The 23,327-nt window shown below is 37.9% G+C and carries 32 protein-coding genes; 19 read left to right on the top strand and 13 right to left on the bottom strand.

Features of this window, described 5'->3' with window-relative positions; all coding sequences use genetic code 11:
* Positions 1-54: 54 nt before the first annotated feature.
* From ETP70_RS12815 to ETP70_RS06025, 6 genes are all read left to right on the top strand, one after another.
* Positions 55-537, top strand: coding sequence for an ISAs1 family transposase (locus ETP70_RS12815; protein ID WP_151901516.1), 483 nt, complete (start codon positions 55-57; stop codon positions 535-537).
* Positions 538-626: 89 nt separating this feature from the next.
* Complete coding sequence (locus ETP70_RS06000) at positions 627-899, top strand: type II toxin-antitoxin system Phd/YefM family antitoxin (protein ID WP_151900327.1); 273 nt, start codon at positions 627-629, stop codon at positions 897-899.
* Positions 896-1,228 carry a type II toxin-antitoxin system RelE/ParE family toxin gene (locus ETP70_RS06005; protein ID WP_151900328.1) on the top strand — a complete coding sequence of 111 codons (333 nt, stop codon included), beginning with the start codon at positions 896-898 and terminating at the stop codon, positions 1,226-1,228. The genes ETP70_RS06000 and ETP70_RS06005 overlap by 4 nt, the downstream gene beginning before the upstream one ends.
* A gap of 178 nt (positions 1,229-1,406) precedes the next feature.
* Positions 1,407-1,652: a Rho-binding antiterminator gene (locus tag ETP70_RS06015; protein ID WP_151900329.1), complete on the top strand. Its 246-nt coding sequence runs from the start codon at positions 1,407-1,409 to the stop codon at positions 1,650-1,652.
* Positions 1,653-1,721: 69 nt separating this feature from the next.
* Positions 1,722-2,165: a thioredoxin family protein gene (locus tag ETP70_RS06020; protein WP_151900330.1), complete on the top strand. Its 444-nt coding sequence runs from the start codon at positions 1,722-1,724 to the stop codon at positions 2,163-2,165.
* A 276-nt stretch (positions 2,166-2,441) separates the two neighbouring features.
* Positions 2,442-2,762, top strand: coding sequence for a hypothetical protein (locus tag ETP70_RS06025; protein WP_151900331.1), 321 nt, complete (start codon positions 2,442-2,444; stop codon positions 2,760-2,762).
* A gap of 32 nt (positions 2,763-2,794) precedes the next feature.
* On the opposite strand, the gene ETP70_RS06030 is transcribed toward ETP70_RS06025, so the two are convergent.
* The 3 genes from ETP70_RS06030 to ETP70_RS06040 are packed head-to-tail and all read right to left on the bottom strand — an operon-like array spanning position 2,795 to position 3,965.
* Positions 2,795-3,196: a bacteriohemerythrin gene (locus ETP70_RS06030; protein WP_151900332.1), complete on the bottom strand. Its 402-nt coding sequence runs from the start codon at positions 3,194-3,196 to the stop codon at positions 2,795-2,797.
* 18 nt (positions 3,197-3,214) lie between these two features.
* Positions 3,215-3,502, bottom strand: coding sequence for a NifU family protein (locus ETP70_RS06035; RefSeq protein ID WP_151900333.1), 288 nt, complete (start codon positions 3,500-3,502; stop codon positions 3,215-3,217).
* A gap of 58 nt (positions 3,503-3,560) precedes the next feature.
* Positions 3,561-3,965 carry a hypothetical protein gene (locus ETP70_RS06040; RefSeq protein WP_151900334.1) on the bottom strand — a complete coding sequence of 135 codons (405 nt, stop codon included), beginning with the start codon at positions 3,963-3,965 and terminating at the stop codon, positions 3,561-3,563.
* A 96-nt stretch (positions 3,966-4,061) separates the two neighbouring features.
* On the opposite strand from ETP70_RS06040, the gene ETP70_RS06045 reads away from it, so the two are divergent.
* The 3 genes from ETP70_RS06045 to ETP70_RS06055 all read left to right on the top strand — a co-directional run bounded on the left by ETP70_RS06045 (position 4,062) and on the right by ETP70_RS06055 (position 6,299).
* A complete protein-coding gene (locus ETP70_RS06045; protein WP_151900335.1) occupies positions 4,062-4,535 on the top strand; it encodes a hypothetical protein in 474 nt (157 codons plus the stop codon).
* 51 nt (positions 4,536-4,586) lie between these two features.
* Positions 4,587-5,168, top strand: coding sequence for a hypothetical protein (locus tag ETP70_RS06050; RefSeq protein ID WP_151900336.1), 582 nt, complete (start codon positions 4,587-4,589; stop codon positions 5,166-5,168).
* 114 nt (positions 5,169-5,282) lie between these two features.
* Entirely contained in the window at positions 5,283-6,299 is a 1,017-nt protein-coding gene (locus ETP70_RS06055) for an NAD(P)-binding domain-containing protein (protein ID WP_151900337.1), read from the top strand.
* Between the two features lie 25 nt (positions 6,300-6,324).
* On the opposite strand, the gene ETP70_RS06060 is transcribed toward ETP70_RS06055, so the two are convergent.
* Together ETP70_RS06060 and ETP70_RS06065 are read right to left on the bottom strand one after the other, a co-directional pair.
* Complete coding sequence (locus ETP70_RS06060) at positions 6,325-6,684, bottom strand: hypothetical protein (RefSeq protein WP_151900338.1); 360 nt, start codon at positions 6,682-6,684, stop codon at positions 6,325-6,327.
* Positions 6,685-7,080 (bottom strand): group III truncated hemoglobin, encoded by a 396-nt coding sequence (locus tag ETP70_RS06065; RefSeq protein WP_151900339.1) that lies wholly within the window; start codon positions 7,078-7,080, stop codon positions 6,685-6,687.
* Between the two features lie 194 nt (positions 7,081-7,274).
* Here ETP70_RS06065 and ETP70_RS06070 point away from each other — a divergent pair, with 194 nt between their 5' ends.
* Both ETP70_RS06070 and ETP70_RS06075 read left to right on the top strand, forming a co-directional pair.
* Positions 7,275-7,589: a hypothetical protein gene (locus ETP70_RS06070; protein ID WP_151900340.1), complete on the top strand. Its 315-nt coding sequence runs from the start codon at positions 7,275-7,277 to the stop codon at positions 7,587-7,589.
* 167 nt (positions 7,590-7,756) lie between these two features.
* Positions 7,757-10,471 (top strand): AAA family ATPase, encoded by a 2,715-nt coding sequence (locus tag ETP70_RS06075; protein WP_151900341.1) that lies wholly within the window; start codon positions 7,757-7,759, stop codon positions 10,469-10,471.
* 2 nt (positions 10,472-10,473) lie between these two features.
* Here ETP70_RS06075 and ETP70_RS06080 read toward each other — a convergent pair whose 3' ends face one another.
* Positions 10,474-10,875 carry a bacteriohemerythrin gene (locus ETP70_RS06080; RefSeq protein ID WP_151900342.1) on the bottom strand — a complete coding sequence of 134 codons (402 nt, stop codon included), beginning with the start codon at positions 10,873-10,875 and terminating at the stop codon, positions 10,474-10,476.
* 5 nt (positions 10,876-10,880) lie between these two features.
* A complete protein-coding gene (locus ETP70_RS06085) occupies positions 10,881-11,255 on the bottom strand; it encodes a hypothetical protein (RefSeq protein WP_151900343.1) in 375 nt (124 codons plus the stop codon).
* 200 nt (positions 11,256-11,455) lie between these two features.
* On the opposite strand from ETP70_RS06085, the gene ETP70_RS06090 reads away from it, so the two are divergent.
* Positions 11,456-11,659: a hypothetical protein gene (locus ETP70_RS06090; protein ID WP_188110064.1), complete on the top strand. Its 204-nt coding sequence runs from the start codon at positions 11,456-11,458 to the stop codon at positions 11,657-11,659.
* A 3-nt stretch (positions 11,660-11,662) separates the two neighbouring features.
* Here the strand turns inward: ETP70_RS06090 and ETP70_RS06095 are convergent, their stop codons facing one another.
* Together ETP70_RS06095 and ETP70_RS06100 are read right to left on the bottom strand one after the other, a co-directional pair.
* Positions 11,663-12,004: a group III truncated hemoglobin gene (locus tag ETP70_RS06095; RefSeq protein WP_151900344.1), complete on the bottom strand. Its 342-nt coding sequence runs from the start codon at positions 12,002-12,004 to the stop codon at positions 11,663-11,665.
* Positions 12,005-12,109: 105 nt separating this feature from the next.
* Positions 12,110-13,174, bottom strand: a complete 1,065-nt coding sequence (locus tag ETP70_RS06100) for an ADP-ribosylglycohydrolase family protein (protein WP_151900345.1) — start codon at positions 13,172-13,174, stop codon at positions 12,110-12,112.
* A 180-nt stretch (positions 13,175-13,354) separates the two neighbouring features.
* Between ETP70_RS06100 and amrS the strand changes: the two genes are divergently transcribed.
* A complete protein-coding gene (amrS, locus tag ETP70_RS06105; protein ID WP_151900346.1) occupies positions 13,355-14,347 on the top strand; it encodes an AmmeMemoRadiSam system radical SAM enzyme in 993 nt (330 codons plus the stop codon).
* Positions 14,344-15,144, top strand: coding sequence for an AmmeMemoRadiSam system protein B (gene amrB / locus ETP70_RS06110; RefSeq protein WP_151900347.1), 801 nt, complete (start codon positions 14,344-14,346; stop codon positions 15,142-15,144). Before amrS ends, amrB begins: the two co-directional genes overlap by 4 nt.
* 2 nt (positions 15,145-15,146) lie before the next feature.
* Here the strand turns inward: amrB and ETP70_RS06115 are convergent, their stop codons facing one another.
* Positions 15,147-16,181, bottom strand: coding sequence for a polysaccharide deacetylase family protein (locus tag ETP70_RS06115; protein ID WP_151900348.1), 1,035 nt, complete (start codon positions 16,179-16,181; stop codon positions 15,147-15,149).
* A 66-nt stretch (positions 16,182-16,247) separates the two neighbouring features.
* Between ETP70_RS06115 and ETP70_RS06120 the strand changes: the two genes are divergently transcribed.
* Positions 16,248-16,838, top strand: coding sequence for a hypothetical protein (locus tag ETP70_RS06120; RefSeq protein ID WP_151900349.1), 591 nt, complete (start codon positions 16,248-16,250; stop codon positions 16,836-16,838).
* Here the strand turns inward: ETP70_RS06120 and ETP70_RS06125 are convergent.
* Positions 16,835-17,689 (bottom strand): NAD(+)/NADH kinase, encoded by an 855-nt coding sequence (locus ETP70_RS06125; protein WP_151900350.1) that lies wholly within the window; start codon positions 17,687-17,689, stop codon positions 16,835-16,837. The two genes, ETP70_RS06120 and ETP70_RS06125, sit on opposite strands and share 4 nt — an antisense overlap.
* Positions 17,690-17,772: 83 nt before the next feature.
* Between ETP70_RS06125 and aspS the strand changes: the two genes are divergently transcribed.
* Genes aspS through thiI form a run of 3 tightly spaced genes read left to right on the top strand, consistent with a single transcriptional unit; the run spans position 17,773 to position 21,570 of the window.
* Positions 17,773-19,530, top strand: a complete 1,758-nt coding sequence (aspS, locus tag ETP70_RS06130) for an aspartate--tRNA ligase (RefSeq protein WP_151900351.1) — start codon at positions 17,773-17,775, stop codon at positions 19,528-19,530.
* A gap of 4 nt (positions 19,531-19,534) precedes the next feature.
* Positions 19,535-20,113 (top strand): adenylate kinase, encoded by a 579-nt coding sequence (locus tag ETP70_RS06135; protein ID WP_151900352.1) that lies wholly within the window; start codon positions 19,535-19,537, stop codon positions 20,111-20,113.
* 47 nt (positions 20,114-20,160) lie between these two features.
* Entirely contained in the window at positions 20,161-21,570 is a 1,410-nt protein-coding gene (thiI, locus tag ETP70_RS06140) for a tRNA uracil 4-sulfurtransferase ThiI (RefSeq protein ID WP_230973333.1), read from the top strand.
* 7 nt (positions 21,571-21,577) lie between these two features.
* Here the strand turns inward: thiI and adk are convergent, their stop codons facing one another.
* Together adk and ETP70_RS06150 are read right to left on the bottom strand one after the other, a co-directional pair.
* The gene (adk, locus tag ETP70_RS06145) at positions 21,578-22,228 is read right to left on the bottom strand and encodes an adenylate kinase (protein ID WP_151900354.1); all 651 of its coding nucleotides are present in this window, start codon (positions 22,226-22,228) and stop codon (positions 21,578-21,580) included.
* Complete coding sequence (locus ETP70_RS06150) at positions 22,225-22,524, bottom strand: hypothetical protein (RefSeq protein WP_151900355.1); 300 nt, start codon at positions 22,522-22,524, stop codon at positions 22,225-22,227. Before ETP70_RS06150 ends, adk begins: the two co-directional genes overlap by 4 nt.
* A gap of 59 nt (positions 22,525-22,583) precedes the next feature.
* Between ETP70_RS06150 and ETP70_RS06155 the strand changes: the two genes are divergently transcribed.
* Positions 22,584-23,315, top strand: coding sequence for a competence/damage-inducible protein A (locus ETP70_RS06155; protein ID WP_151900356.1), 732 nt, complete (start codon positions 22,584-22,586; stop codon positions 23,313-23,315).
* Positions 23,316-23,327 lie beyond the last annotated feature (12 nt).

The raw sequence follows: 23,327 nt of genomic DNA on the forward strand, positions 1-23,327 counted from the left end.
CATGATTATATTGCATAGGTAAAATCGAATCAGAAAGAGCTTTTAAAATGGGTAATATTCAATACCTCTCTTGAAGATGCTAAGCCAATAGATACTTATGCCCATTATGAGCATAACACTCATGGGAGATATGAAGAGAGGGTTTGTGAAGTCTATGATGACCTCTATCAAATCAAAAAGAGTTGGTTATCTGTAAAAAGGGTTGTAAAGATTACAGCAACAACACTATCGTATGGAAAACATACGACAGAGTATCATTACTATATTTCAAGTCTTGATGTAGATGCAAAAACTTTTGCACATATTATCAGGAGCCATTGGAAAATTGAGAACTCTTTACACTATGTAAAAGATGTCAGTTTCGATGAGGATAGCTCAAGAGTTCGCACAGGTCAAGCACCTTTAATCTCTACAATGTTAAGAAGTCTTGCCATAAATATCATGAATATTAACAAAATCTCCAATATTAAAAAAGCCAGAAAGGTTTTTGGATGGAGTCCTCATAAGCTTTTCAGTCTTAGTAGTAGACTTGGGTGAGTATTAAACTTGAATTACCGTGAACCGTTAGTATAGCACTTGCATATTAAGTCTTAATTTGGTACAATAAAAAGACTGAAGGAGATTTTATGCAAATTGTTGAAGATATAAAACCTATTACATATTTAAAAAGTAGAGCGGCTGACGTTCTCAAACATATTAACGAAACACACCGACCAATGATTATTACTCAAAATGGCGAAGCGAAAGCTGTAATTTGCGATCCAAAAAGTTATGAAGATATGCGAAATGCCATCTCAATACTTAAACTTCTTTCATTTGCTGAGGAAGATATAAAAGAGGGAAATCTTCACTCAGAAGAAGATGTGTTTAAATCTGTTGAGGAACTTCTTAATAGATGAATAAAACATATAAAGTTCAATGGACTTCAAATGCGAAAGAAGACCTCTTAAATATTGTTGAATATATGAAGGAAATTTATCAAAAAATAAAAACTAAAGCTAACTCTAGTAACTTTTTTCCATTAAGAGGCAGAGTTGTACCTGAACTTCAAAAAGAAGGCATTACAATGTATCGCGAACTTATTGCTTCCCCTTGGCGGATTATGTATAAAGTTGATAGTGATACTATTTATATAATGGCTATTTTTGATTCACGGCAAAATGTAGAAGAGTTACTACTACAAAAACTGATAAGAAGTTCAATACTAACAAAAAAGAATAGCCAATAAATTACCTGGCAGAAATTTATCGGCTATCTTCGACCGTTACAAAAACCAACATTATACCTGTTTATAGAGAGCTGATTGTGCAGCATTGGAGGATTATGTATAAAATTGAAAATGACACTGTTTATATTATGGCTATTGTTGATTCAAGACAAAATGTTGAAGAGTTGTTGTTACAAAAATGATTAGCTGTCAACAATACGACTATATTGAAATAGCATGTATGTACCACTACTCTGTTAAATTAACCATGAAATCAGGTTCTGTTTTTGAAGGAAAAGCACTTGATACAGCCCGTAACGAAAATCATCAGGAATGTATCAAAATAAAAACCGAAAATCATGAAGTATTGGTTGTACTTGATGAAATCAGCACACTTGAAACTGCCATAAAAAATCCATATTTTAAGATTATTTCCTTCGTTTAAAACTTAAGTGTTTCTTATTTAAGTTTTAATATAATCAAAACAAAAAGATATGATAAAAGAAGGCAAATTGTGGAAATTATTAAAATAGTATGTTCAGAGTGCAACACTCTTAACAGTAGCAAAGGTGAATCCAAAGAAGAAACCGTTATCTGTAAACAATGCCACTCAGAACTCGACAATCCTTTTGTTGTTGAAGTAGATGATGAAAACTGCATGCTGCACATCAAAGAAAACAGTATTGCGGTATTGGTTGATTTTTATTCTACTGCCTGTGGTCCGTGTATGGCAATGTATGAAGACTATGAAGATGCGGCACTTGGTTTTGGATCGACAGTAAGGTTTTTAAAAATAAATGCCGACAAACATCAAAAAGCAGCAAAAGAGTATGGAGTCGGTGCGCTTCCAACCATTATTGCCTTCAAAGAAGGAGAAGAAGTCGGCCGTATCAGCCAACAGCTCTCTCAGGTTGAGCTTAGTCTTTGGGCACAAGACCTACAAACATTATACCTGTGAGCTTTATGCTTATGTATTAATTTCTCAAGATAAAGAAGTGCCGGATGTCATTTTAGAGTGTGTCAGTAAACTTGTAAAGGAGCTTAAAAGTCTCGATACTGCCACTTTTGAAAGAATAGTAAACAATCCTTTCTCTCAAGAAGCAAGAGACTTGGCCCGATGGTGGGAAATGTATCAGACTTATATTCCCGTTAGCTAAAAAATTATAAGTCTTTTTAATTTTAAGTGCAATCAAAAAGTACAAAGGTACACTGTCAATTTTAAAAAGGATACAAATTGACAGCAAATAAAAAATATGAAGTCATTACATATGAAGAAAATATAGTTTTTAATTTTACGCTTCCAGAAGATGGAAAAGAAAACCAGTTAAGCAAAGAAGTTATTTTAGTCTGGGATGATGTTTTAGAAAAGTTTTTAGAGACATTTACACAGGAAAAATCTTATACCATTCATTCATTTAAGAATGCAAGAGAAAAAAACAGGTTTATCGAAAATATTGAAAAGGTAACCGAAGAAATTATAGATCAGATAGATGAAGATATAAGCCAAAAGATGAAATTTGGATTTGACTACACTTCTCCAACCTACGAAGATTAAAAACAGCCGGTTGATGCCGCTGTTTTAAAGTATTAAGAATTAGCTGATTGAAAATGCTCCGCCATCAGCGTATCCATTGTTTTAACATGATCAAGCATCCATGCTTTTAAATTCCCCTTTATGTAAGCCATAATCGCATTCGTATCTTTTTTTTCTTCAAAATACTTAATGATATGCGCAAGCTCGCTTAAATGTCTGTCATGTTCTGCTTTATGTGAGTTATATGATGGAAATTTTGTTTCCTGCATCATACTTTCTTCTTCTGAAAAATGTATGGAAGTATGTGCAAGAAGCTCCTTGAGCGTTGCAAGCGTTGATTCTATATCGTTGCTGCCTGCAGCTGTCTCAAGTTTGTTTATAAGAAGACTTTCCTCCAGGTGTGTGTCATTCATGCTCGGTACTGCTACCATCGAAAGTTCTTCTTGTACAATCAATTTTTTTCCTTTTGTATGCTAAACTGCATATACTCTGATATTGTCGGTTTCGAGTTGACCGTTTAAAATTCTCTGAATGGAAGTCAGTGTTCCTCCTGAACTTGCACAAGATCCGCAGGCCCCGACATATGAGATATAAATATCAGTCAGACCGTTTGTCTCTTTAAGATCTATAAAATCCAGATCCCCGCCATCTGCATGTAAGAATTCTCTGATTTTTTCATCTATAATTTTATCTACAGCATTAATCTTTTGGATGACACTCATGTTGTCAAAGTCCACTTTTTCCGTTGTTGTTTCGCTCATTATTGTCTCCTTTTTGTGATTATAATACCATTGGATACTTAATAAAAAATAAAAAAAATCAGTTGGTTTTTTTCCCGTTTATCATATGGGTTACGGAAACTTTATCGTTCACAGACTTGATTATAACTTCTGCAAAGTCACCCATTTCATACTTTCTCAGTGTAATTGTTCGCGTCATTTCACCTGCAGTGTCCTTGACAACTTTAAATCCCTCTTCTTTAAAGTGAAGAATACACTCATCAGCATTTGAATAGGCGGAAGATTCTTTTTTTTCTTCATTGTATGGCTTCACCCTGATTTTACCACCACTTTCATCATATGAGATTTTCAATCCTACAGAGGGTATGTTACTTTTCTCTACCCATTGGGTAGTGTCAAACTCTTTTGTCTCACCGTCAGACAACATAAGCAATCCCTTGCCGTCATTACTGTTAAACTGAAATATCATTCCTGTCATGCTCATTTTTCATCCTTGTGTATTTACTGAATTTTAACCTCTTTAGGCTTAAGACAAGAAAGGGTAAGATTCAACTTATAAAACATACCAAAGGAGAGTACTATGCTCATGGCAAATCTGCAGGATGATATCAGTGATGTCGAACTGAAACAAAGATGGCGGCTCTACTGGATAACTACAATCTTTGAATTTTCAAATCTCAAACTCCAGGAAATGGCATGGGTCTACCCCCAAACAGCCAAATGGCCCGATGATGAAGTATGGTCTTCTTCCTTTGATGAATGCATAAGTGCCTATTTTGACATATTAGCACTCGACGATGCTTACGAAAAAGCTGTCCTGCATGCAAATGTTTCCAAACAAGAGGCTGATCATGCAAAAAAGTTTCATCGACTTGCAGCCTTTTATATGGAACCGGATGAAAATCCTCAGGAGATACTGCAGGATGAAGAATGGCTCCGGGTTGTCAGTGCAGCAAAAGAATTCTGGGAGTATTTGAAAAAGAATGTCACATCACAAAGAGAGACAGACTTGATGAATAACTTAGAAAAAAAGTTTCCGTTTTCTTTTGACTAAGCATTTAAGAGACATATAGCTACAATTCACGAAATCAAAAACCATATTATTATGAAGGTAACAGCAAAAATGATAACACAAGAAGAATTAGAATCGATACAAAGCAGTGACGAGAGTGTTCGCAGAGCACTGGCAAACAACCCGGAGACATCCACAGAAGCACTGGATAAATTAAGTGAAGATGAAAACCAGTTTGTACGCGCAAGAGTTGCTGCACATATCAATACTTCACCTGAAACATTAGACAAACTAAGCAAAGACGAAAGTCCGTTTGTTCGTGAATTTGTTGCAGAACACCCAAATACAAAAGTCGAAACGCTCATAGCCCTAAGCAAAGACAGAGAAGTTGTGTCCTGGGTAGCCGGCAATGCAAACACCCCTGTTGATATTTTGGATACGCTCAGTAATGATGAGGATGTATTTGTCAAAATTTCTATCGCAGTGAACCCAAGCACAACAGCTGAAATCTTAAATAAACTAAGCAAAGACGAAGATGAAAATGTTCGGGCAGCGGTTGCGAAAAATCCGATTGCGCCGCTTGATATACTTGAAAGGTTAAGCAGTGACGAGCATGAGGATGTACGCAAAATTGTTTCTGAACACCCCTCAAGAGCAGATCAAACCGGTATATAAACAAAGAAATTTTAAAAACATATTAAAAAAATAACATAAACAGATATTAACAAGAACATTTTCCTGAAATTTACTATACTACGGCCTGAATTTTACGACAAAAAGGGGAAATAAATGGCGCAAAATAATCCAAAGACAGTAGACCTGGCAATAATAGGTGCAGGTCCTGGAGGAATGGCAGCTGCTATAGAAGCAAAACTGGCCGGTATCGAAAATGTTATGGTTATAGACAAGGCACCGCATCATAATGATATGATTCATAAGTTTTACAAAAAAGGCAAAAGAGTAGATAAAGACTGGATGGGAATCAAGTTTGAATTTACTGGCAATGTTACTTTTGAAGAGTGTTCAAAAGAAGATTATATTCAACAAATGAATGATAAATTAAGTGAAGCCGGCGTATTGGACAAATTTGAATACAACCATGAAATAATTAGAATTGAAAAAGAGGAAGATGGACTTTTTTCAATTGTTTATGCTACAGACGGCATAGCCGAAGCTCTTGAAAATATGAAAGCAAAAAATGTTATTCTTTCTGTTGGTCGCATGGGTAAACCTAACAAACCAAAATACAAATTTCCCAAAGAACTCAAAAGTGTACTTAACTTCAACCTTTCCAAAGTTCAAAACGGTGAACATGTAATGATAGTCGGTGGTGGAGATACCGCCGGTGAGTATGCCTATGGTTTAATTGAAATGGAAGGTATGGAAGACTGTGTTGTAACACTCAATTACAGACAGGCTGAAATAAAAAGAATGAATCCGACCAATACAGAAATGTGTATGAAGTACCTTAACAATGGCAAACTTATCAATAAACTCGGTGTAGATGTTGCAAGTGTTGAACCAGGTATAGAAAGAGCAATCAAAGTAAACTTTACAGATGGAACTACCGGTGAATATGACAGAGCAGTCTATGCACTTGGCGGTACTACTCCAAAAGACATCCTTGTAAATTCAGGTGTTAAAACAGGGGAATGGGATGTTCCGGTGTATGATGAAAAAACTTTTGAGACAAATGTAAAAGGTCTTTATACTATTGGTGATGTTGTTACGGATCAGGGAAGTATTGCACTTGCATTCAATCATGCAAGTGATGCTGTCAAAGACATTGCTTCAAAGTTAAAATAGAGTTTATCTATTTTAACTTCGTTGTTTAAGATTTAGATTTATAAGTTGTGTTTACATTATCAATAAATGATTTTGTAAACATTCCTACGCGAGGCTCATCCTCATAATGATAGGCAGCAAATCCGAAAAAATCTTCTGGCGTAATGTCATACTCTATCATTTTGTTTATTGCACCTGTCATATCATTGCTAAAAAACAGTTCTGCAATCTCTTCACCCTGATTTGCACTGTTTTGAGTGTCAGTCGGCCTGTAGCATTTTTGTTTGAGCATTTGTTCTTCAAGTTCGTCAAGTCTGTCGCCCTCTTCTACAGTGGCTGTACCTGTTTTAAGAATTTGCATAACCAGTTGCTGCATTTCTTCTAATATTTTTGCTTGTTCACTCATCTACTCTTCCTCTTCTTCATCTATATCCAAATTGTCAATAAACTGTTCAGCTAAAATATCTGCTTTTTTGTAAAACCTTTGAGCAATTTCAGGAGTAAACATAGTATCAACAACATTTTTAAAAAGCATCAGCCAGCGTTCAAATGTTTCTCTGTACATCTGCCCCAAAAATGCATGCGGAGGGAAGGGATCACCCTTGTAACCAATTTCTGCATTCATCATCAGTAGCCAAAACCCAATTAATGTATTTAAATGTTCATGCCATTTTCCACTCTTCAAATCACTTCCCAGCGCTTTTGTAAAATAAGGGCTTAAAATATCATCTTTGAGTACATCAGCATAAAACCGATGTACCATCTCTTCTACCTTAGCTCTGTCTACGGTATCATAAAGCATATACTCTCCTAATTTTTAATCATAAAAGTATAGCTAAATTTTATCCCAAATGATAATGATAATCTTTTTGCAGTCTTAAATAAAATAATTAATCTAATTCTTATATTTTCAGTTTGTTTTATTTTACTACCATGCTATCTGTTATAATATAAAAATCGGCTACAGAGCTGATACAAATTACGAGGAGTGTTATTATGGTAGAAGAACAGGTAGAAAAATTAAAAAAAGTGGTGGAACTTGTTGATAAGGTTCAGGTTAATCCTGATGTGACTGTCGACTATTTTATTCCTGGTGTTTTGGTTACAGAAAACGTCAAAGGACATGATGAAGCAAAGGGCCCGTATATTCAATTTACGTATGCTGTAAACGGTACTGATTCACATATACAGATTGTACCTTTAACGCTCAATGACCTTGAAAAAACTCCTGAGGATCTTGCAAACTATATTACGTTTTCTCTAGAAACGTTTATGGCTGAAATGGACTCCCGCCAATTTGGTGCACAGTAAAAACCTCTCTACGACCCAGTGATTTAAAGCTATTTGAGCCTCTTTTGGCCCATAGCTTTAATTTGCCTTTCTCTTTTACCCACTGCCTTTTATCTTATGTTTAGGCTCAACAACAATTCAGTAATATACACAAATTAAAAAATATTATATCAAAAAAAGATGAGAATATGCCAAATTTAAAAGAGTTAGCCCAAGCAGCTATGGACAAAGAAGAAAAGAACAAACCGAGTTTAGCAGAACTGGCACAGGCAGCAGTAGAAAAACATGAAAAAATCATTGAAGACAACTATGCAAAAAAATTGGCGCAGGCAGACAAAGAACCAGTTGCTCAAGCAGTCAACAATATAGAGCTTGCAAGAACTTTAAAGGAAAAACTTTCAAAAGAACTTTTTGGACAGGAACAGGCTATAAATACTGTTGTCAACAGTATGAAAAATGATATCAGTGAAAATAAAAAAGCCCCGAAAGCTACATACCTCTTTTTGGGTTCTCCTGCAACCGGAAAAACTTTTTTGGCTGAGCTTATGAGTGAACATCTGCCAAAATATAAAATCATGAAGTTTGATATGACACAGTACCATCAACAAAATGGTGGTGAACTCTATGGCTATCCTGCCGGATGGAAAGGCTACGGTGTCGGTCAACTGACAGGCTTTGTACACAGAAATCCCAAAGCGATTATAGTGCTTGATGCTTTTGAAAAATGTGACAACATAATTCAGAGTAATCTTCTGGGTATATTTGAAGGCGGCCAGTTACGTGACGGCTGTGGATGGGACAAGGTTACAGATGCTCCCTGCAGTGAAGATCCAGACATTATATACAATGAAGAAAACGCCAACTATATGGTTGATTTTACACAGGCAATTTTTATCATCACTACCAGTCTCGGAAAAGAGCTTTATCTTGACAACCGTTTTAAAGACCTTGTAAAACAGGATTATATTCAGGCTGAATCTATGATTCTTGAAGCCATTAGACGTGAAAGAAAAAGGGACAGCAGAAGCGGTGGCTGGCAGGAAGCAATTTTGCCGGAACTGGTTTCCAGGTTTTCGCAGGCGAATATCTGTCTTTTTAACAAACTGAACTACGATGCCTATGCGAATATTGCAAAAAAAGTATTTTTACAATATAAAGACGGATTCAAAGAAAAATACAACATTGAATTTTCAGTTGAAGAGAACTTCGATGATTTTTTAAAAATACAAATACTGAACTTTGCTCCGGAACTGGATGCAAGACGTATAAAAGACAAAGTCAGCACCACTTTTTTTGACAGAATTACCGCATACATAATGGACTCAGGCATACAAACCGGTGAGTTTGTTAAAATTAAAGTCTCCCTCTCAAAAAGTTCCCTCAATTATCTCAACGAAACAGTCAATCCTCTTATAAAAGATGAAACACTGGTAAAAGAACTTTTCAGAAAAAACATTACACTTGATGTAGAAGACAGTATTACCAGCAAGCGGGGCGTTATAAGCTATAAGATTTTTAATATTAGATTTAAACAGGTGACAAAGATCAAAGACTTCAGTGAAGACGGATTGGTTTTTGACATACCGAATGTCTCTTTTGATGATATAGCAGGACATTATAAAGCAAAACAGAGACTGCAGGAGGTCATTAACTTTTTTAAAGAGCCCAGGCTTTTAGAGAGTTTTGATGTTGCACCGCCAAAAGGTATGCTTCTTTACGGACCGCCGGGAACAGGGAAGACAATGCTGGCAAAAGCTTTTGCCAAAGAAGCCGAGTTGCCTTTTATTGCTATAACCGGGCTTGAACTTCTTGACCCTGTAAAAACAAAACAGGTTTTCAGCAAAGCAAAAGAGTATGCACCTGCTATTGTCTTTATAGATGAAATAGATACCATTGGCAAACGCGGCGGAGAAAATGGAAAAGAGGTTCCAATAAACAAGCTTCTCTCCGAAATAGATGGTTTTTCTGATACAAAAGGTGAAAATATTTTTGTTATAGCGGCAACCAACTATAAAGAAAACATTGACAGTGCAATCATCAGACCCGGTCGTATTGAAATTCACATTGAAGTAAACAATCTTGACAAAGATGCCAGAGAGTATTTTTTAAATAAAATCATACAAAACAAACCTTCAAGCGGTTCTTTTGATATGAGCAGACTGCTTATGCACACTGCAGGATTCACCGGTTCACAACTTGAATTGTTAAGCAAAGAAGCCTCATTTTACTGCTTAAGACATGGCTTGCCTGCTATAACACAGGAAATTTTGGTTGAACAAATCAATGCTATTAAGTATGGCGAAAAACAGACCTATCTCTCTGCGGAACAGATATTTGAAGAGACAGCTATTTATGAAGCAGGACGCGCTGTTGCATCCAGGATACTGATGCCTCATATCCATATAGAACATATAAGCTTGACGCCTCGGGACAACAATGAGCATTTTATTTCTCATGATTATAATGAAATTCAGGACAATATGACCGTAAAAGATTTTAAAAACAGAATATTGGTCTCCCTGGCAGGCAGGACTTCACAGATTAAGCGTTTTGGCAGCAGTGACGGAATGAATTCCGGTGCGTTAAATGATTTGCAACAGGCTACACATGATGCCTATAAAGCAATAGCACATTATGGAATGGACAAAGAGGTCGGCTACATTAATATCAACGGAATTATGGATGCACAAAAAGGAAGCGGTGTCAGTAAAGATACAGAGCACTACCATACAAAAATCGACAAAGCACTTGAAAGATGGATGAATGAGGGTGAGGAAAATATTAAAAACTTTATTGATGAACACTGGAATGTTATCGAAAAGCTCGCATCTCTTCTTCTTGAAAAAGAGATTATTTATGAGGATGAGCTCGATACAATTATAGGTCTATCTCTGAAAAAATAAGACTACATTGCATGTCCCAAATGCAAGGCCATCTCCGAATCCCATTTGGATACATGTAAAACCAGCCACTTTTTGAAATCAGTTTCTAAAAAATCCTGCAGTTCAAGGGGACTTTTCAAAACAAGCCATCTTTCAAAAAACTTTGCAATCTTTTCTCTCATTGTATCATGGTCATTCTTGTGAACTTGGTAATTGGTATAATTATTTTGTTTCATCATCTCTTCTTCTGTCTGAAAATGGTCTTCAACATCAAACAAAACAACTTTAAAAAGCTCATCAATTTTTTCTATATCTTTTGCCACGACTGCATCATAAAAACTGTTAATAATCTCAATTTCCTCGTCATGAAGCATATTAATCACTTCATTGCTTACCTGTTGTACCTCATGCGGTTTAATCAGCATATTTTTTATCTCCTTTTACTTGCCATAATACGTTCAAGCATCGAATCAAGCTTTCCGGTTGAGCGTATTTCGATGACTGATGTCACTACTCCGTGCAGGGCAACATAAATTAAATATTGTGCAAGCTCTTTTGCCCCGCTTTCTTGCGCTTTTTCCTCAAGTATCTCTTTTTGCAGTTTATTTACACTGAATCCAAGTTCAACTGCAGGCTCTTCTGTAGACAAGCCTGCATCCGAGATACTGAAAGTCTGTGCTCTGAGCGCTACAACTTTTAAATATGCACGAACATCATCAAAACCATTCTCCTGTGCTCTTAAATCTATTGTCTCTTTTTGCGCAGGTGTTACTTTAAAGTATATAGCAGTTTTTTCATCTGTCAAAATTTATTTCCTTCTTCTTTTAAGGAAATATTATATAATTCTTTTCCTTAGCTGGCACAAAAAATAAGAAAGTAAATCCTGAGTACTGCCCTCTTTTTAGCCCTCTGCATGTAATATTATTCTATGAAACTTAATGATATGATTTTACAAACATCCTACCTTTTACTCGATAGTGATTTTTACAGCTTTATGATATAGCAATGCTCAAAGCCAACCCAAAATATGTTTTAAAAAACTATATGCTGCAAGAGGCGATACTCCTTGCCCAAAAAGGTGATTTTTCAATGGTACAGACACTTTTGCACATTGCAAGAAAACCTTATGATGAATTACCTGAATTTGAGCATTTTACACAGGAAACACCCGAAGAGTACAAGAACATCGGACTTTCATGTTCATCATAGATTCTAAATCTTGAGTTTATTATTTATAAACTGTTGCGAAAACAGAGTTCCTTTTTTCTTAAAAACTTCGGCAATCTCAGACACATAGACTTCATCAACACTTAAAGAGAAAAGTTCCAACCATCTGTCAAAACTTTCTCTGCTGATTTGGGGAAGTTTAATATGTGCACCTATGAAGTTTCCTTTATAGGTTTTTTGACCAAGCATCTTGGCCAACCAAAAATCAGCCAAAAGATCAATATGCTCAACCCACTCTTCACTTTGCATATCATCTCCGAGTTCATGGATAAAATAAGGTCCCAGTATTGTATCTTCTATGGCTTTTTCATAAAACAAAGTCATCATAACTGTAAGGTTTTTTCTGGTAATTTCGCTCTGAGGTTCTATTACTCATCCTTTTTCTGGAATTTTTAAGCGAAAGTATAGCAAAATTCATAATATAACTGAATTTTATACCTCTTTTAAAAGAGGCAGTGTCTCTAAAAGTTTTTCACAATATTCCCATTGATCAAGAGTTTCCCTCCATTGAGAATTAATTGCATCTACGCCAAAGTATGCACCAAGTACCATGCCTATGGCAATTGCCCGTGAAGCGTTGTCTCCGCCAACCATAGCATTCGCAGCCAGAGCCTCGTTAAGTCCGTTCTTGTTTTCAGCATATTTAAGTATAAAATAGACCGAACCCGGTAAAGTTCCCTGTGTGGGAGATGCTTTTCCTACTTTAATAGGCTCACTTCTTCCCACATCCCAGAGTTTTGCCATAGATGTCAGTGCCAGATCATCACAGAACTTCTCTTTTAAGAGTTTGCTGTTTTCATCTGTTGCTTCTTTGTGTTTTGCTATTGCCTGTGCCACCTTGCTTTCTATAAAGCCTCCCATCTGTACTGCCACTGTTTCAATGGCATCACGTGGAGTTGAACCGTGAATGACACGATGTGTAACTCTGGCAAAAAATTCACCTCCCTCAAGTGCTTCGGGATGACGATGCGTAAACATAGCCTGGCGTGCAACACGGGCAAGTGTTTCTTCATTGTCATAATAGGCATGGGCTGCTACATGACGGATGGCTGTGGCGTTGGAGCCTCCACCCAAACGCTCAACAGGCACACCTTGTTTCACCTGCGCATAGGTCTCTTTTGTCATCGTACAAATCCATGAACCCCATCCGTTTTCCAAACGATTCATCCAGTGTGGCAGCAATGAAGCGACATCAAATTCTCTTGGCGGATTAGCCGTAGCTGCCAGATGTTCTAAAATGACTATATTGTAATCGCCATAGTCAGTAGTTCCGCCTGCTTTTTTTCCGGGGTGATAATTGCGTTCTCCCCACCCTATTCCATGTGTCTGTCCGCCCATCATTTCACCCGGACTCATAAATTTTTCTATCGATTTGTTTCCGTATGCTTTGTAGATTTTCTGTGCGTCATACTCATAATGCGAACCCAGACACAAAGCATCGCCCGCCAGTGCACCGAAAAAGGCACCTTTTATCGAAGATTTCTTGTTTTTTAACATATTTTTTCCTTTTACAACTATTATACCACTGCGACTTTGACCCAAAGAAGTTGAAATGCATACTCAAAAATAGTTCAAATATTCTTAAGAAAAAAATATTTGACTTTTTATAATAATTTTGCTAAGATATCCCTTAGTTGAGTCTTCCTGTATAAAGAAGATTAACTCAAGGAGACTAATATGAATTATTATGAAACAATACCGGAAAAAGAAAAAATTAAATGTATATTATGCCAACACTATTGCCAAATGAAAGAGGGGCAGGTGGGTGTGTGCGGCGTCAATAAAAATGAAAACGGAGCACTTAAAACACTTGTTTACGGGCATCCGAGTGCACTGAATGTTGATCCTGTCGAGAAAAAACCGCTCTACCATCTCTTGCCGGGGACTACAGCCCTCTCTTTTGGGACAGTCGGCTGTAATTTCAAATGCCCGTTCTGCCAGAACTGGCAGATTTCACAAGAGCATACAGTCGATGAAAGCGTCTATATTTCTCCCGAAAAGATGGTTGATCTGGCTTTGGAGAACGGTGCTTCTTCCATTGCCTACACCTACAATGAACCGACTATATTTTACCCGTATGCCAAAGATATCGGCGTCATTGCAAGGCAAAAAGGACTGAAAAATATTTTTGTCACAAACGGATTTGAAACCCCGGAAGTTGTCAAAGATATGGCCTCGTGGCTTGATGCTGCCAATGTAGACCTTAAAAGCTGGGACGATGCCTATTACAAAAAAGTATTAAAAGGCGGACTTGAAGCGGTCAAAGAGACACTCAAAGGTATGGTCAAAGAAGGTATCTGGGTGGAAGTGACGACACTTTTAATAGAAGGCGATAATGACAGTGATGAAGATTTAGAAGCAATGGCATCATTTATAGCCAATGATCTGGGCGTACATGTGCCCTGGCATTTGAGTGCTTTTCACCCTGATTACAAAATGCAGGATCACGAATATACAAAACTGCAAACCCTGCAGCGTGCCAGTGATATAGCAAAAAAAGCAGGTTTATTGTATGTTTATATGGGAAATGTTCCCGTCCACGGCGATACCTACTGTCCGGATTGCGGGACTTTGCTTATAGACAGAACAGGCTATGCAGTCACAAAAAATTCTCTCATTGAGGGACATTGTCCAAAATGCGGACGAGTTATAGAAGGAGTATGGAAATGAGTATAAGAAAAGATGCAGTTGCCGGGCAGTTCTATCCCGCAAGCAAAAAAGAGATACAAAAAATGTTCACTCATTACAATAAAATAATAGATGAGTCCATAAAAGACGAGTCAGTCCTTGAATTAAAGCCAAGAGCTGTTATTGTGCCGCATGCAGGCTATGTTTATTCTGCATTTACGGCAAATATCGCCTTTAGATTACTAAAAAATTCTCATGCAAAACGTGTGGTGGTGATTGGACCGAGTCACCGTGTCTATTTAAACGGTACAAGTGTTGCGGAATATGACAGTTATGAAACACCGCTTGGAAACCTGCCTATAGATAAAAAACTTGCAAATGAATTGATAGAGAAATTCGGCTTACATTTTCAGCCGGACGCCCATGCAGAACACTCAACAGAAGTACAGATGCCCTTTGTAAAAAACTATCTGCCGGAAGCTTCTGTTGTGGAACTTGTCTATGGAAATGAAAATCCGTCCAATTTGGCAAAAGTTATTGAATATTTGTTAGAGGATGAAGATACTGTTGTTGTTATTAGTACGGATCTGAGCCATTATTATGACATTGAAAAAGCAAAAACTCTTGATACCGTTTGCCTTGATGCCGTAGCCAATCTCAATCCTGCTGAGTTACATCAGGGCTGTGAAGCCTGCGGGATTATAGGCGTAGAAGCGATGCTGATAGCAGCAATACAAAACGGTCTGAAACCGACACTGCTTGATTACAGAACCAGTGCAGATGCAAGCGGAGACAAGTCACAGGTAGTCGGTTATATGAGTGCCGCATTTACAAAGTAGTTTTACTTCAAAACAACCCACAAATGACTGTACCAGTACCAGGCATCTCCTTTTGCATGGGCGGTACACGTATAATGGTTTCGCGGATAGAGCAAGGGTTCTTTTGATTGTACTTTCACAGTTTTTTCATCAAGCCACTGCATGTGTAGTTTTTCCCCCTCAGCGGTAAAACACTGTAAGTCTTTTAAAGGCTTTTGCAGTGTTAAGGTTAATACAGGGGGATTGTTCGCCTGTGTCACCAGCGTTTCCTCACTTGAAACAGCTTCTAAAGGCAAAGGAAGCGTATTTATTTTCACTGCAAACTGCTTCATCTCTCCAAAACCTCCCGACATTGGAAACCGTGTCAAAGCCATAAAGTTGCTTTTGTCTGAAATCGGACCAGAATTTTGTGCCACACCAATGTAGCCTAGATTTTTGACCAACTGTATCAGTTGCATATCATATTCGCCAAAAGGATATGCCAGTATTTTCGGGTCAGTGCAGACTTTATCGCCAAGCTCTTTTTCTATTTTCACTTCACACATTTTTATCTCTTTGGTAACATGTTTTTTATAGTTTTTTGGATCTTTTATGCCATCGCGCACTAAAAACTGATGGGAATAGGTGTGGTTTGCATACTCTGCACCGTATTTTCCCATCTCACGCATTTCATCCCAGGTCAAATAATGAACAGACTCATGCACAACAGGAACAGAATTGACAAATATCGTAAAAGGGAGATGATATTTTTTCAAAAGAGGATACGCCTTTGTATAAACACTCCGATATCCGTCATCGATTGTGATTGAAACAGTTTTATCCGGCAGTTCTTTTTTCTGTAGCAAGTACTTGACGACTTTGGAAAACGGCCAGACAGTATAGTTGTTGTCTGCCAGGTATTGCATCTGTTGTGTAAATAGTTCCATAGATATACTCGTAGAGGGGTATCTGTTTTCATCAAACCGATGGTACTGCAAAACAACAGCATGGTTTTGGTGTGCCAAAAGAGAGCTTTGCAAAAGAAATACAGCAAGTAAATAGTGTGTCAATGTTTTCATGCTCTTATTATATCTTTATTTGATTTAGATAAAATTAGCGTATTATTTTTAAAGGCAGATTCTTATATGAACAATTATACAAAAAAACTTCTCTATCTTCTTCTGACATTTATAACGCTGATTGCCGGCTATGCCTATCTGCGTTATGCATATAAAGTGACAGACAGCACTCCTTTTACTCAGGAGATTGTCCTCATCATTCTTGGTACTATTGCAACAGTTTTCATAACCGCACTGCTGCTGAACAAACAGACAGAAGTTGAAATAGAAAAAGAACAGAATATCAAATTTCTTGATTTAAAAGCGGCAACCTACGAAAGACTTTTGGACTTGATGGAGAGCATGTCAGAACAGTCTCTTCTGACGGACAAAGAGATAACAAAACTGCGATTTGTGACACACAGACTTGCTATTTTTGCCTCACCTGCCGTTTTGAACGAATACAATAACTTTCTCAAAGTCATTTCAATACTTTCCAAAGACGGGACACTCAGCAACGATGACCAACAGTTGGGAGAAGCACTCGGCAAACTTACCATACAAATAAGATTTGATCTGCTCAATGAAAATCCTCATCAAAAGAGCTATACAGCAGAACAGATAAAAAGAATGATTAAAAAGAATTCTGACAGTTCATCGAGTATCAATATAGACTAGTCACCCCAATGCAGCTTTTCTTTTAACACATCAAAATAGTTGAATTCGTCTCTGTGAATGAGCTTGACTCTTTTTTTGGCCAGTTTTATATGTATGCTCTGCCCTATTTCGAGTTCATGCTTGTCCTGTCCGTCTATGATAAGCAATGCTTTGTCTTTTGGTGTTTTCATCTCTATGGAGAATTTCCCCGGTAAGACCACAGGTCTTTGTGTCAAAGAATGCGGACATATTGGAGTCAGGGCAAAAACATTTGTCAGAGGAAACAAAACGGGACCTCCTGCTGAAAGATTGTATGCGGTTGAGCCTGTCGGAGTAGCCACTATCACACCGTCACCATAATAGGTATTGAATGCTTTTGAATCAACCAGGGTCTCTACATGTATCATATTTGAAACGGAAGCCCGTGTGATAACAATGTCATTAAAAGCATAAAGGACAACTTCTTTGTTGTTTTGTATAAACTGGGCTTCCAAAATAGATCTTTCATCCACTCTGTAGTTGCCTGCAACCAGATTGGCAACAAACTCTTCTAATTCGTTGAGGTTGATATCCGCCAAAAATCCGAGAGAACCGGCATAAATGCCAAATATCGGCACATCATACCGAAAAGAGCGTCTGACAGTCGATATAAGTGTTCCGTCTCCTCCAAGCGTTACAAGAATATCGGAGTTTTCACACAGATATTCAAATTCCATCCCCATTACACCTATCATGCCCCCGCTGATACTGTCTATAATTACTTCTATGTTATGTTTGTTAAAAATTTTTTCAAGCTTAAAATAGCTCTCTTTGAGTTCAGGAGTGGACGGTCGTAAAACAACACCGATTTTTTTAATTGTATTTGTTTTCAAAATTGCTCATTTGTGTAATAATTTTGTTAATTATACTATATTTAGGTATAATCGCGAAAATTATTTATATAGGACTCTATATTTTGAGAACTCATTACTGTACAGATTTAAATGAAACAAATGTTGGAGAAGATGTCGTTCTTACCGGCTGGGCGAATAATTATCGTGACCATGGTGGAATTATTTTCATAGATTTGCGTGATAAAACAGGACTTATTCAGCTTACATGTGACCCTGAAGACTCTAAAGAAGCGCATAAAGTTGCAAACAATGTCCGTGATGAATATGTTTTAATAGTCAAAGGAACCGTTCGTCTTCGCGGAGAAGGTTTGACAAATCCCCGTTTGAAAACCGGTGCTATTGAAATTATTGTAAAAGAACTGATTATAGAAAACAAATCTGCTCCTACTCCTTTTGTCATTGGCGATAAAAATGTCGGTGAAGAGACAAGATTGAAATATCGTTACCTGGAACTTCGTGATCCTGATATGTATGAAGTTTTTCGCCTGCGTTCAAAAGCAGCGATTGCGGCAAGAAACATTTTGGATAAAAACGGATTTTTGGAAGTTGAAACACCGATTTTGACAAAATCGACTCCCGAAGGCGCCAGAGATTATTTGGTACCGTCTCGTGTGCACAATGGTGAGTTTTATGCCCTGCCACAGTCACCACAGCTTTTCAAACAGCTCTTGATGGTTGGCGGATTTGACAGATACTTTCAAATCGCAAAATGTTTCCGTGATGAAGACTTGCGGGCAGACCGTCAGCCTGAATTTACGCAGATAGATGTTGAGATGAGTTTTTGTAATCAAGAAGATGTTATGAAAATAGCCGAAGATCTGCTTGTGGCAATGTTTGATGCCTGTGGTGTTGAAATCAAGCCTCCTTTTAACCGTATTACATATAAAGACGCTATGGAATTATACGGCTCTGACAAACCGGATTTACGTTATGACCTTAAAATGGTAGATGTCATTGACATTTTTGAACGATGTGATAATGAAATATTTACAAATATTGCAAAAAAACCGCATGTTAACCGTATTAAAGCGCTCAAAGTTCCAGGTGCTGATCTGATATTTTCAAAACGCGAAATGAAATCTTTTGAAGAATACGTTCGCAAATTTGGTGCACATGGTCTTGGATATTTCCAGATGAAAGAAGACGGGCTTAAAGGTCCTCTGACCAAATTCTTCTCCGAAGAAGATATTGCGCTTATAATCGAGAGAACCGAACTTGAAGTCGGTGATGTTGTTTTCTTTGGTGCAGGTGACAAAAAAACGGTATGGGATTACATGGGAAGATTCAGAAATTTCATTGCCGAGCATGAAAAAATGAATCTGATAGACGAAAATGCTTTTGAATTTGTATGGGTTGTTGATTTTCCGATGTTTGAAGTTGAAGACGGTCGTGTAAAAGCGCTGCACCATCCGTTTACCATGCCAAAAGACACAGACAAAGATGATGTAGAAGAGATAGAGTCTATCGCTTATGACATCGTTTTAAACGGTACAGAACTTGGTGGCGGATCTATTCGTATACACAAAGAAGAGATACAGGAAGAGGTCTTTAAACTGCTTGGAATCGAAGAAGAAGAGGCGCAGGAAAAATTCGGTTTCCTGCTTGATGCTCTTAAATTCGGTGCACCTCCACACGGTGGTTTTGCTTTAGGATTTGACAGACTCATTATGCTTTTAACGAAAAAAACAAGTATTCGTGATGTTATTGCATTCCCTAAAACACAAAAAGCGTCCTGTTTGTTAACTAAAGCACCAAGTCCTGTTGACAATGCACAACTGCGTGACTTACACATACGCCTGCGTGAACAAACAAAGGCATAATATTATGTCGCACACAAAAAAACTCTTTCTTATTATCGGAGCTCCAGGCTCCGGTAAAACTACAGATGCTGAGCTCATAGCACAACACAACCCTGATATCACACACTACTCTACCGGTGATATGCTGCGAGCCGAAGTTGCCAGTGAGAGTGAACGGGGCAAAGAGATACACAGATATATCTCAAAAGGCGAAATTGTTCCTATAAATATCGTTATAGAGACGATCATCAATGCTATAAAATCTTCTCCGACTGACATTATTATTATCGACGGCTATCCAAGAAGTGTAGAGCAGATGCTTGCACTTGATACCTACCTGCAAAAGCATAAAGATATTGAACTTTCCAGTGTTATTGAGGTAGAGGTAAGCGAGGAGACAGCCAGGCAAAGAGTGCTTGGACGCGCCAGAGGTGAAGATGATAACAACGAAGTCTTTAACAACCGTATGAAAATCTATATGGAACCTTTAGGGCAGATTAAAGATTTTTATACGCAAAAAGGCATTTTAAAAGTCATTTCCGGTGAGCGAAGTATTGAAGAGATAGTTCACGAAATGGAAAGCTTTATTCAATCAAAAATCTAAAGGCCTCAACGGTGCAAAAATTCATTTTAAAACTTTTCCCCGAAATTATGATCAAAGGACCCTCTGCAAAACGCCAGATGGTCGGTCAACTCTACAACAACCTGCTCACAATTTTACAGCGTATAGACACAAAAATCGAAGTCAAAAAATTCTCTGACAAAATGGAAGTTTTAACCCCCGAAGATGTTTTGCCCGAGGTAAGACAAAAACTTTTGGATACTCCCGGCATTGAGCAGATTCTTGAAGTGCTGCAGTTTGACGACATGGATACTATTGAGAAAATCAAAACAAAAGTATGCGAACTTGTTGCCGATTCGTTGAATGACAAGACATTTGTTGTCAGAGTAAAACGAACCGGAAAACATACTTTCAGTTCCATAGATATAGAAAGAACAGTAGGCGGGCATCTTTTGGCAAACTCAAATGCAAAAAGTGTTTCTTTAAAACATCCCGATGTGATTATACAAATGGAACTCATCCAAAATCAGCTCAATCTCATTACCACAAAGTACAAAGGACTCAGCGGATTTCCTATTGGCACACAGGGCGATATTCTCTCTTTGATGTCCGGTGGTTTTGACTCTACTGTGGCTTCGTATCTGACAATGAAACGGGGCATAAAAACACATTTTATTTTCTTCAATCTTGGCGGTATGGCGCATGAAATAGGTGTGAAACAGGTTGCACTCTATCTTTGGAACAAATTCGGATCTTCTCACAAGGTCAAATTTGTCTCCGTTGCCTTTGATGATGTGCTTACAGAAATTTTCAGAGCAACACCGCCGACATACATGGGTGTTATGCTCAAACGTTTAATGCTTAGAGCATCCGAACAGGTAGCCGATGCTATGGAGATTGATGCCCTTGTGACCGGTGAGAGTGTTGCGCAGGTATCAAGTCAGACACTTCGTAACCTTGCGCTCATAGACCAGGTAACGAACAAGCTTATTTTGCGTCCTCTCGCAACAATGAACAAGCCCGAAATTATGAACATAGCCAATGAAATCGGCACACGCCATTTTGCTGAAAGTATGCCCGAATACTGTGGTGTTATTTCTCAAAATCCAATTACGCACGGTTCTTTCAAGCGTATGGAAAAAGTGGCAGAAAAATTTAACTATGATATACTTGATGCAGCAGTGCAAAATGCACAATATTTAAGTATTGATGAAATAATAGATGACATTACAAATCTGGCACCTGTTGAAGTTGTTCATACTTTGAAAAACGGTGATTTTACGGTGATAGATATTCGTCCGGAAGAAGAGTGTATTGCGCTTACATGTAACACGCTCAAGATACCTTTTCACAAACTAAAAACAGAGTTTGACAAGCTTCCACAGGACAAAGAGTATCTTCTGTACTGTGACAAAGGCATCATGAGCCAATTGCATGCACAGTACTTGCGGGATGCCAAAGGCTGTGAAAATATCCGGGTCTACCGACCCGAATCATAGCAGACGGTTATTCACCGAGTTGTGAAACAATCGCTTTTTCAACATCTGCAATATCAGCAGTGCCGTCAACTCTGATATATTTGATATTCGGATTTTTTTCAGCCTGTGCTTTGTAGTAGTCTATGAGCGGTTCTGTCTGCTCATGGTAGACTTTCAGTCTGTCCTGTACCACTTCTTCTTTGTCATCATCACGCTGTACCAAATCTTCACCCGTTTCATCATCCTTGCCTTCTACTTTTGGCGGATTGTAAACAACATGATAGGTTCTCCCACTTGCCAGATGCGCGCGTCTTCCTGACATACGTTTGACTATCTCTTCATCCGGTACATCTATCTCTATTACGGCATCAATCGCAATTCCTGCATTAGTTACTGCATCAGCCTGAGGCAGTGTACGAGGAAACCCGTCTAAAAGATAGCCGTTTTTACAGTCATCCTGCGCAATTCTGTCTTTGACAAGTCCTATAATAATCTCATCTGTCACGAGCTGTCCCGCATCCATAGCCGCTTTTGCCATTTTTCCCATCTCAGTTCCCGCTTTGATTGCGGCACGAAGCATATCGCCTGTAGAAATCTGCGGGATATTGTACTTCTTGGTTAAAAACTGCGCCTGTGTCCCTTTTCCTGCACCCGGAGCGCCTAAAAGAATTATTCTCATTTATTTTCCTCCTCTTCTTTAAATCCAAAATCTTCTTCATCTTCACACTCTTGAGCAGCCAATATGTCCGCTACAAGCTCTTTTGCCTCTTCTTCTTCCATATCACCGTTTTTAATGTCTTCTATAACATCTTCGAGGTCAGATTTGAATTCACGGAGTTCTTCTATTTCCTCTTTGGCATCCTGTGTTGCCTCTTTGTTTCCGGCTATCTCTTCAAAAATCTCATCGAGTCTTTCTGTAATATCGGGAATAACACTTTTCGTCAGCAGTTCTTCTAATTTTTCTATATGTGACATTTTCTGTCCTTATGAATTGTTTATGAAATAATACTATAATTATGTAAAAAAGTAATGCTATGAACTTTTATGCAGTTATTATTGGAACAGAAATTCTTAACGGAAGACGCGTTGACAAACATTTTGAATTTTTAAAGAATGAACTTGCAAAATACGGGCATGAACTTTGTGCCTCTTTTGTCATCAAAGACGATGTCGGACTGATGAAACGCACCTATAAAATGATACGCGACGACAAAGAAGCAGTGATGTTCTCTTTTGGCGGCATCGGTTCGACTCCCGATGATTTGACACGGGAGGTGGCCGCGGAAGTTTTCAGAAATTCCAAGCCCGTAACACATGAAAAATTCAAACAAGACATTATCAAAAAATTTGGTGACGAGGCATATCCTCATCGTATCCACATGGCTGAGATACCGCCAAATACAGAACTTCTGCCAAATCCGGTAAACAACATGTCCGGTTTTGCTTTAGACAGGAGGTTCTTTTTTATGCCGGGTTTCCCCTCGATGTCCCATCCAATGAGCAGTGAAATAATAAAAAAATATTTTTCACAGGCAAGAAAAAAATACAGATATACACTGCTGGCAGAAACAAGTGAAAATACACTCATTGATATTATGCAAAAACTCCCAAAAAACATTGAGCTTTCTTCTCTGCCAATTTTTATACAGAACAAACCGAATGTGGAACTCTCTTTAAGCGGAGAAAACAATGAAGAAGTAAAAAAATATTTTGATATGTTTCAAGAGGAACTTTCACGCAAACATATACCATTTAAAAAATTATAAACCAAAGAATTT

The sequence above is a fragment of the Sulfurimonas hydrogeniphila genome (assembly GCF_009068765.1).
In the GTDB taxonomy this organism is placed as follows: domain Bacteria; phylum Campylobacterota; class Campylobacteria; order Campylobacterales; family Sulfurimonadaceae; genus Sulfurimonas; species Sulfurimonas hydrogeniphila.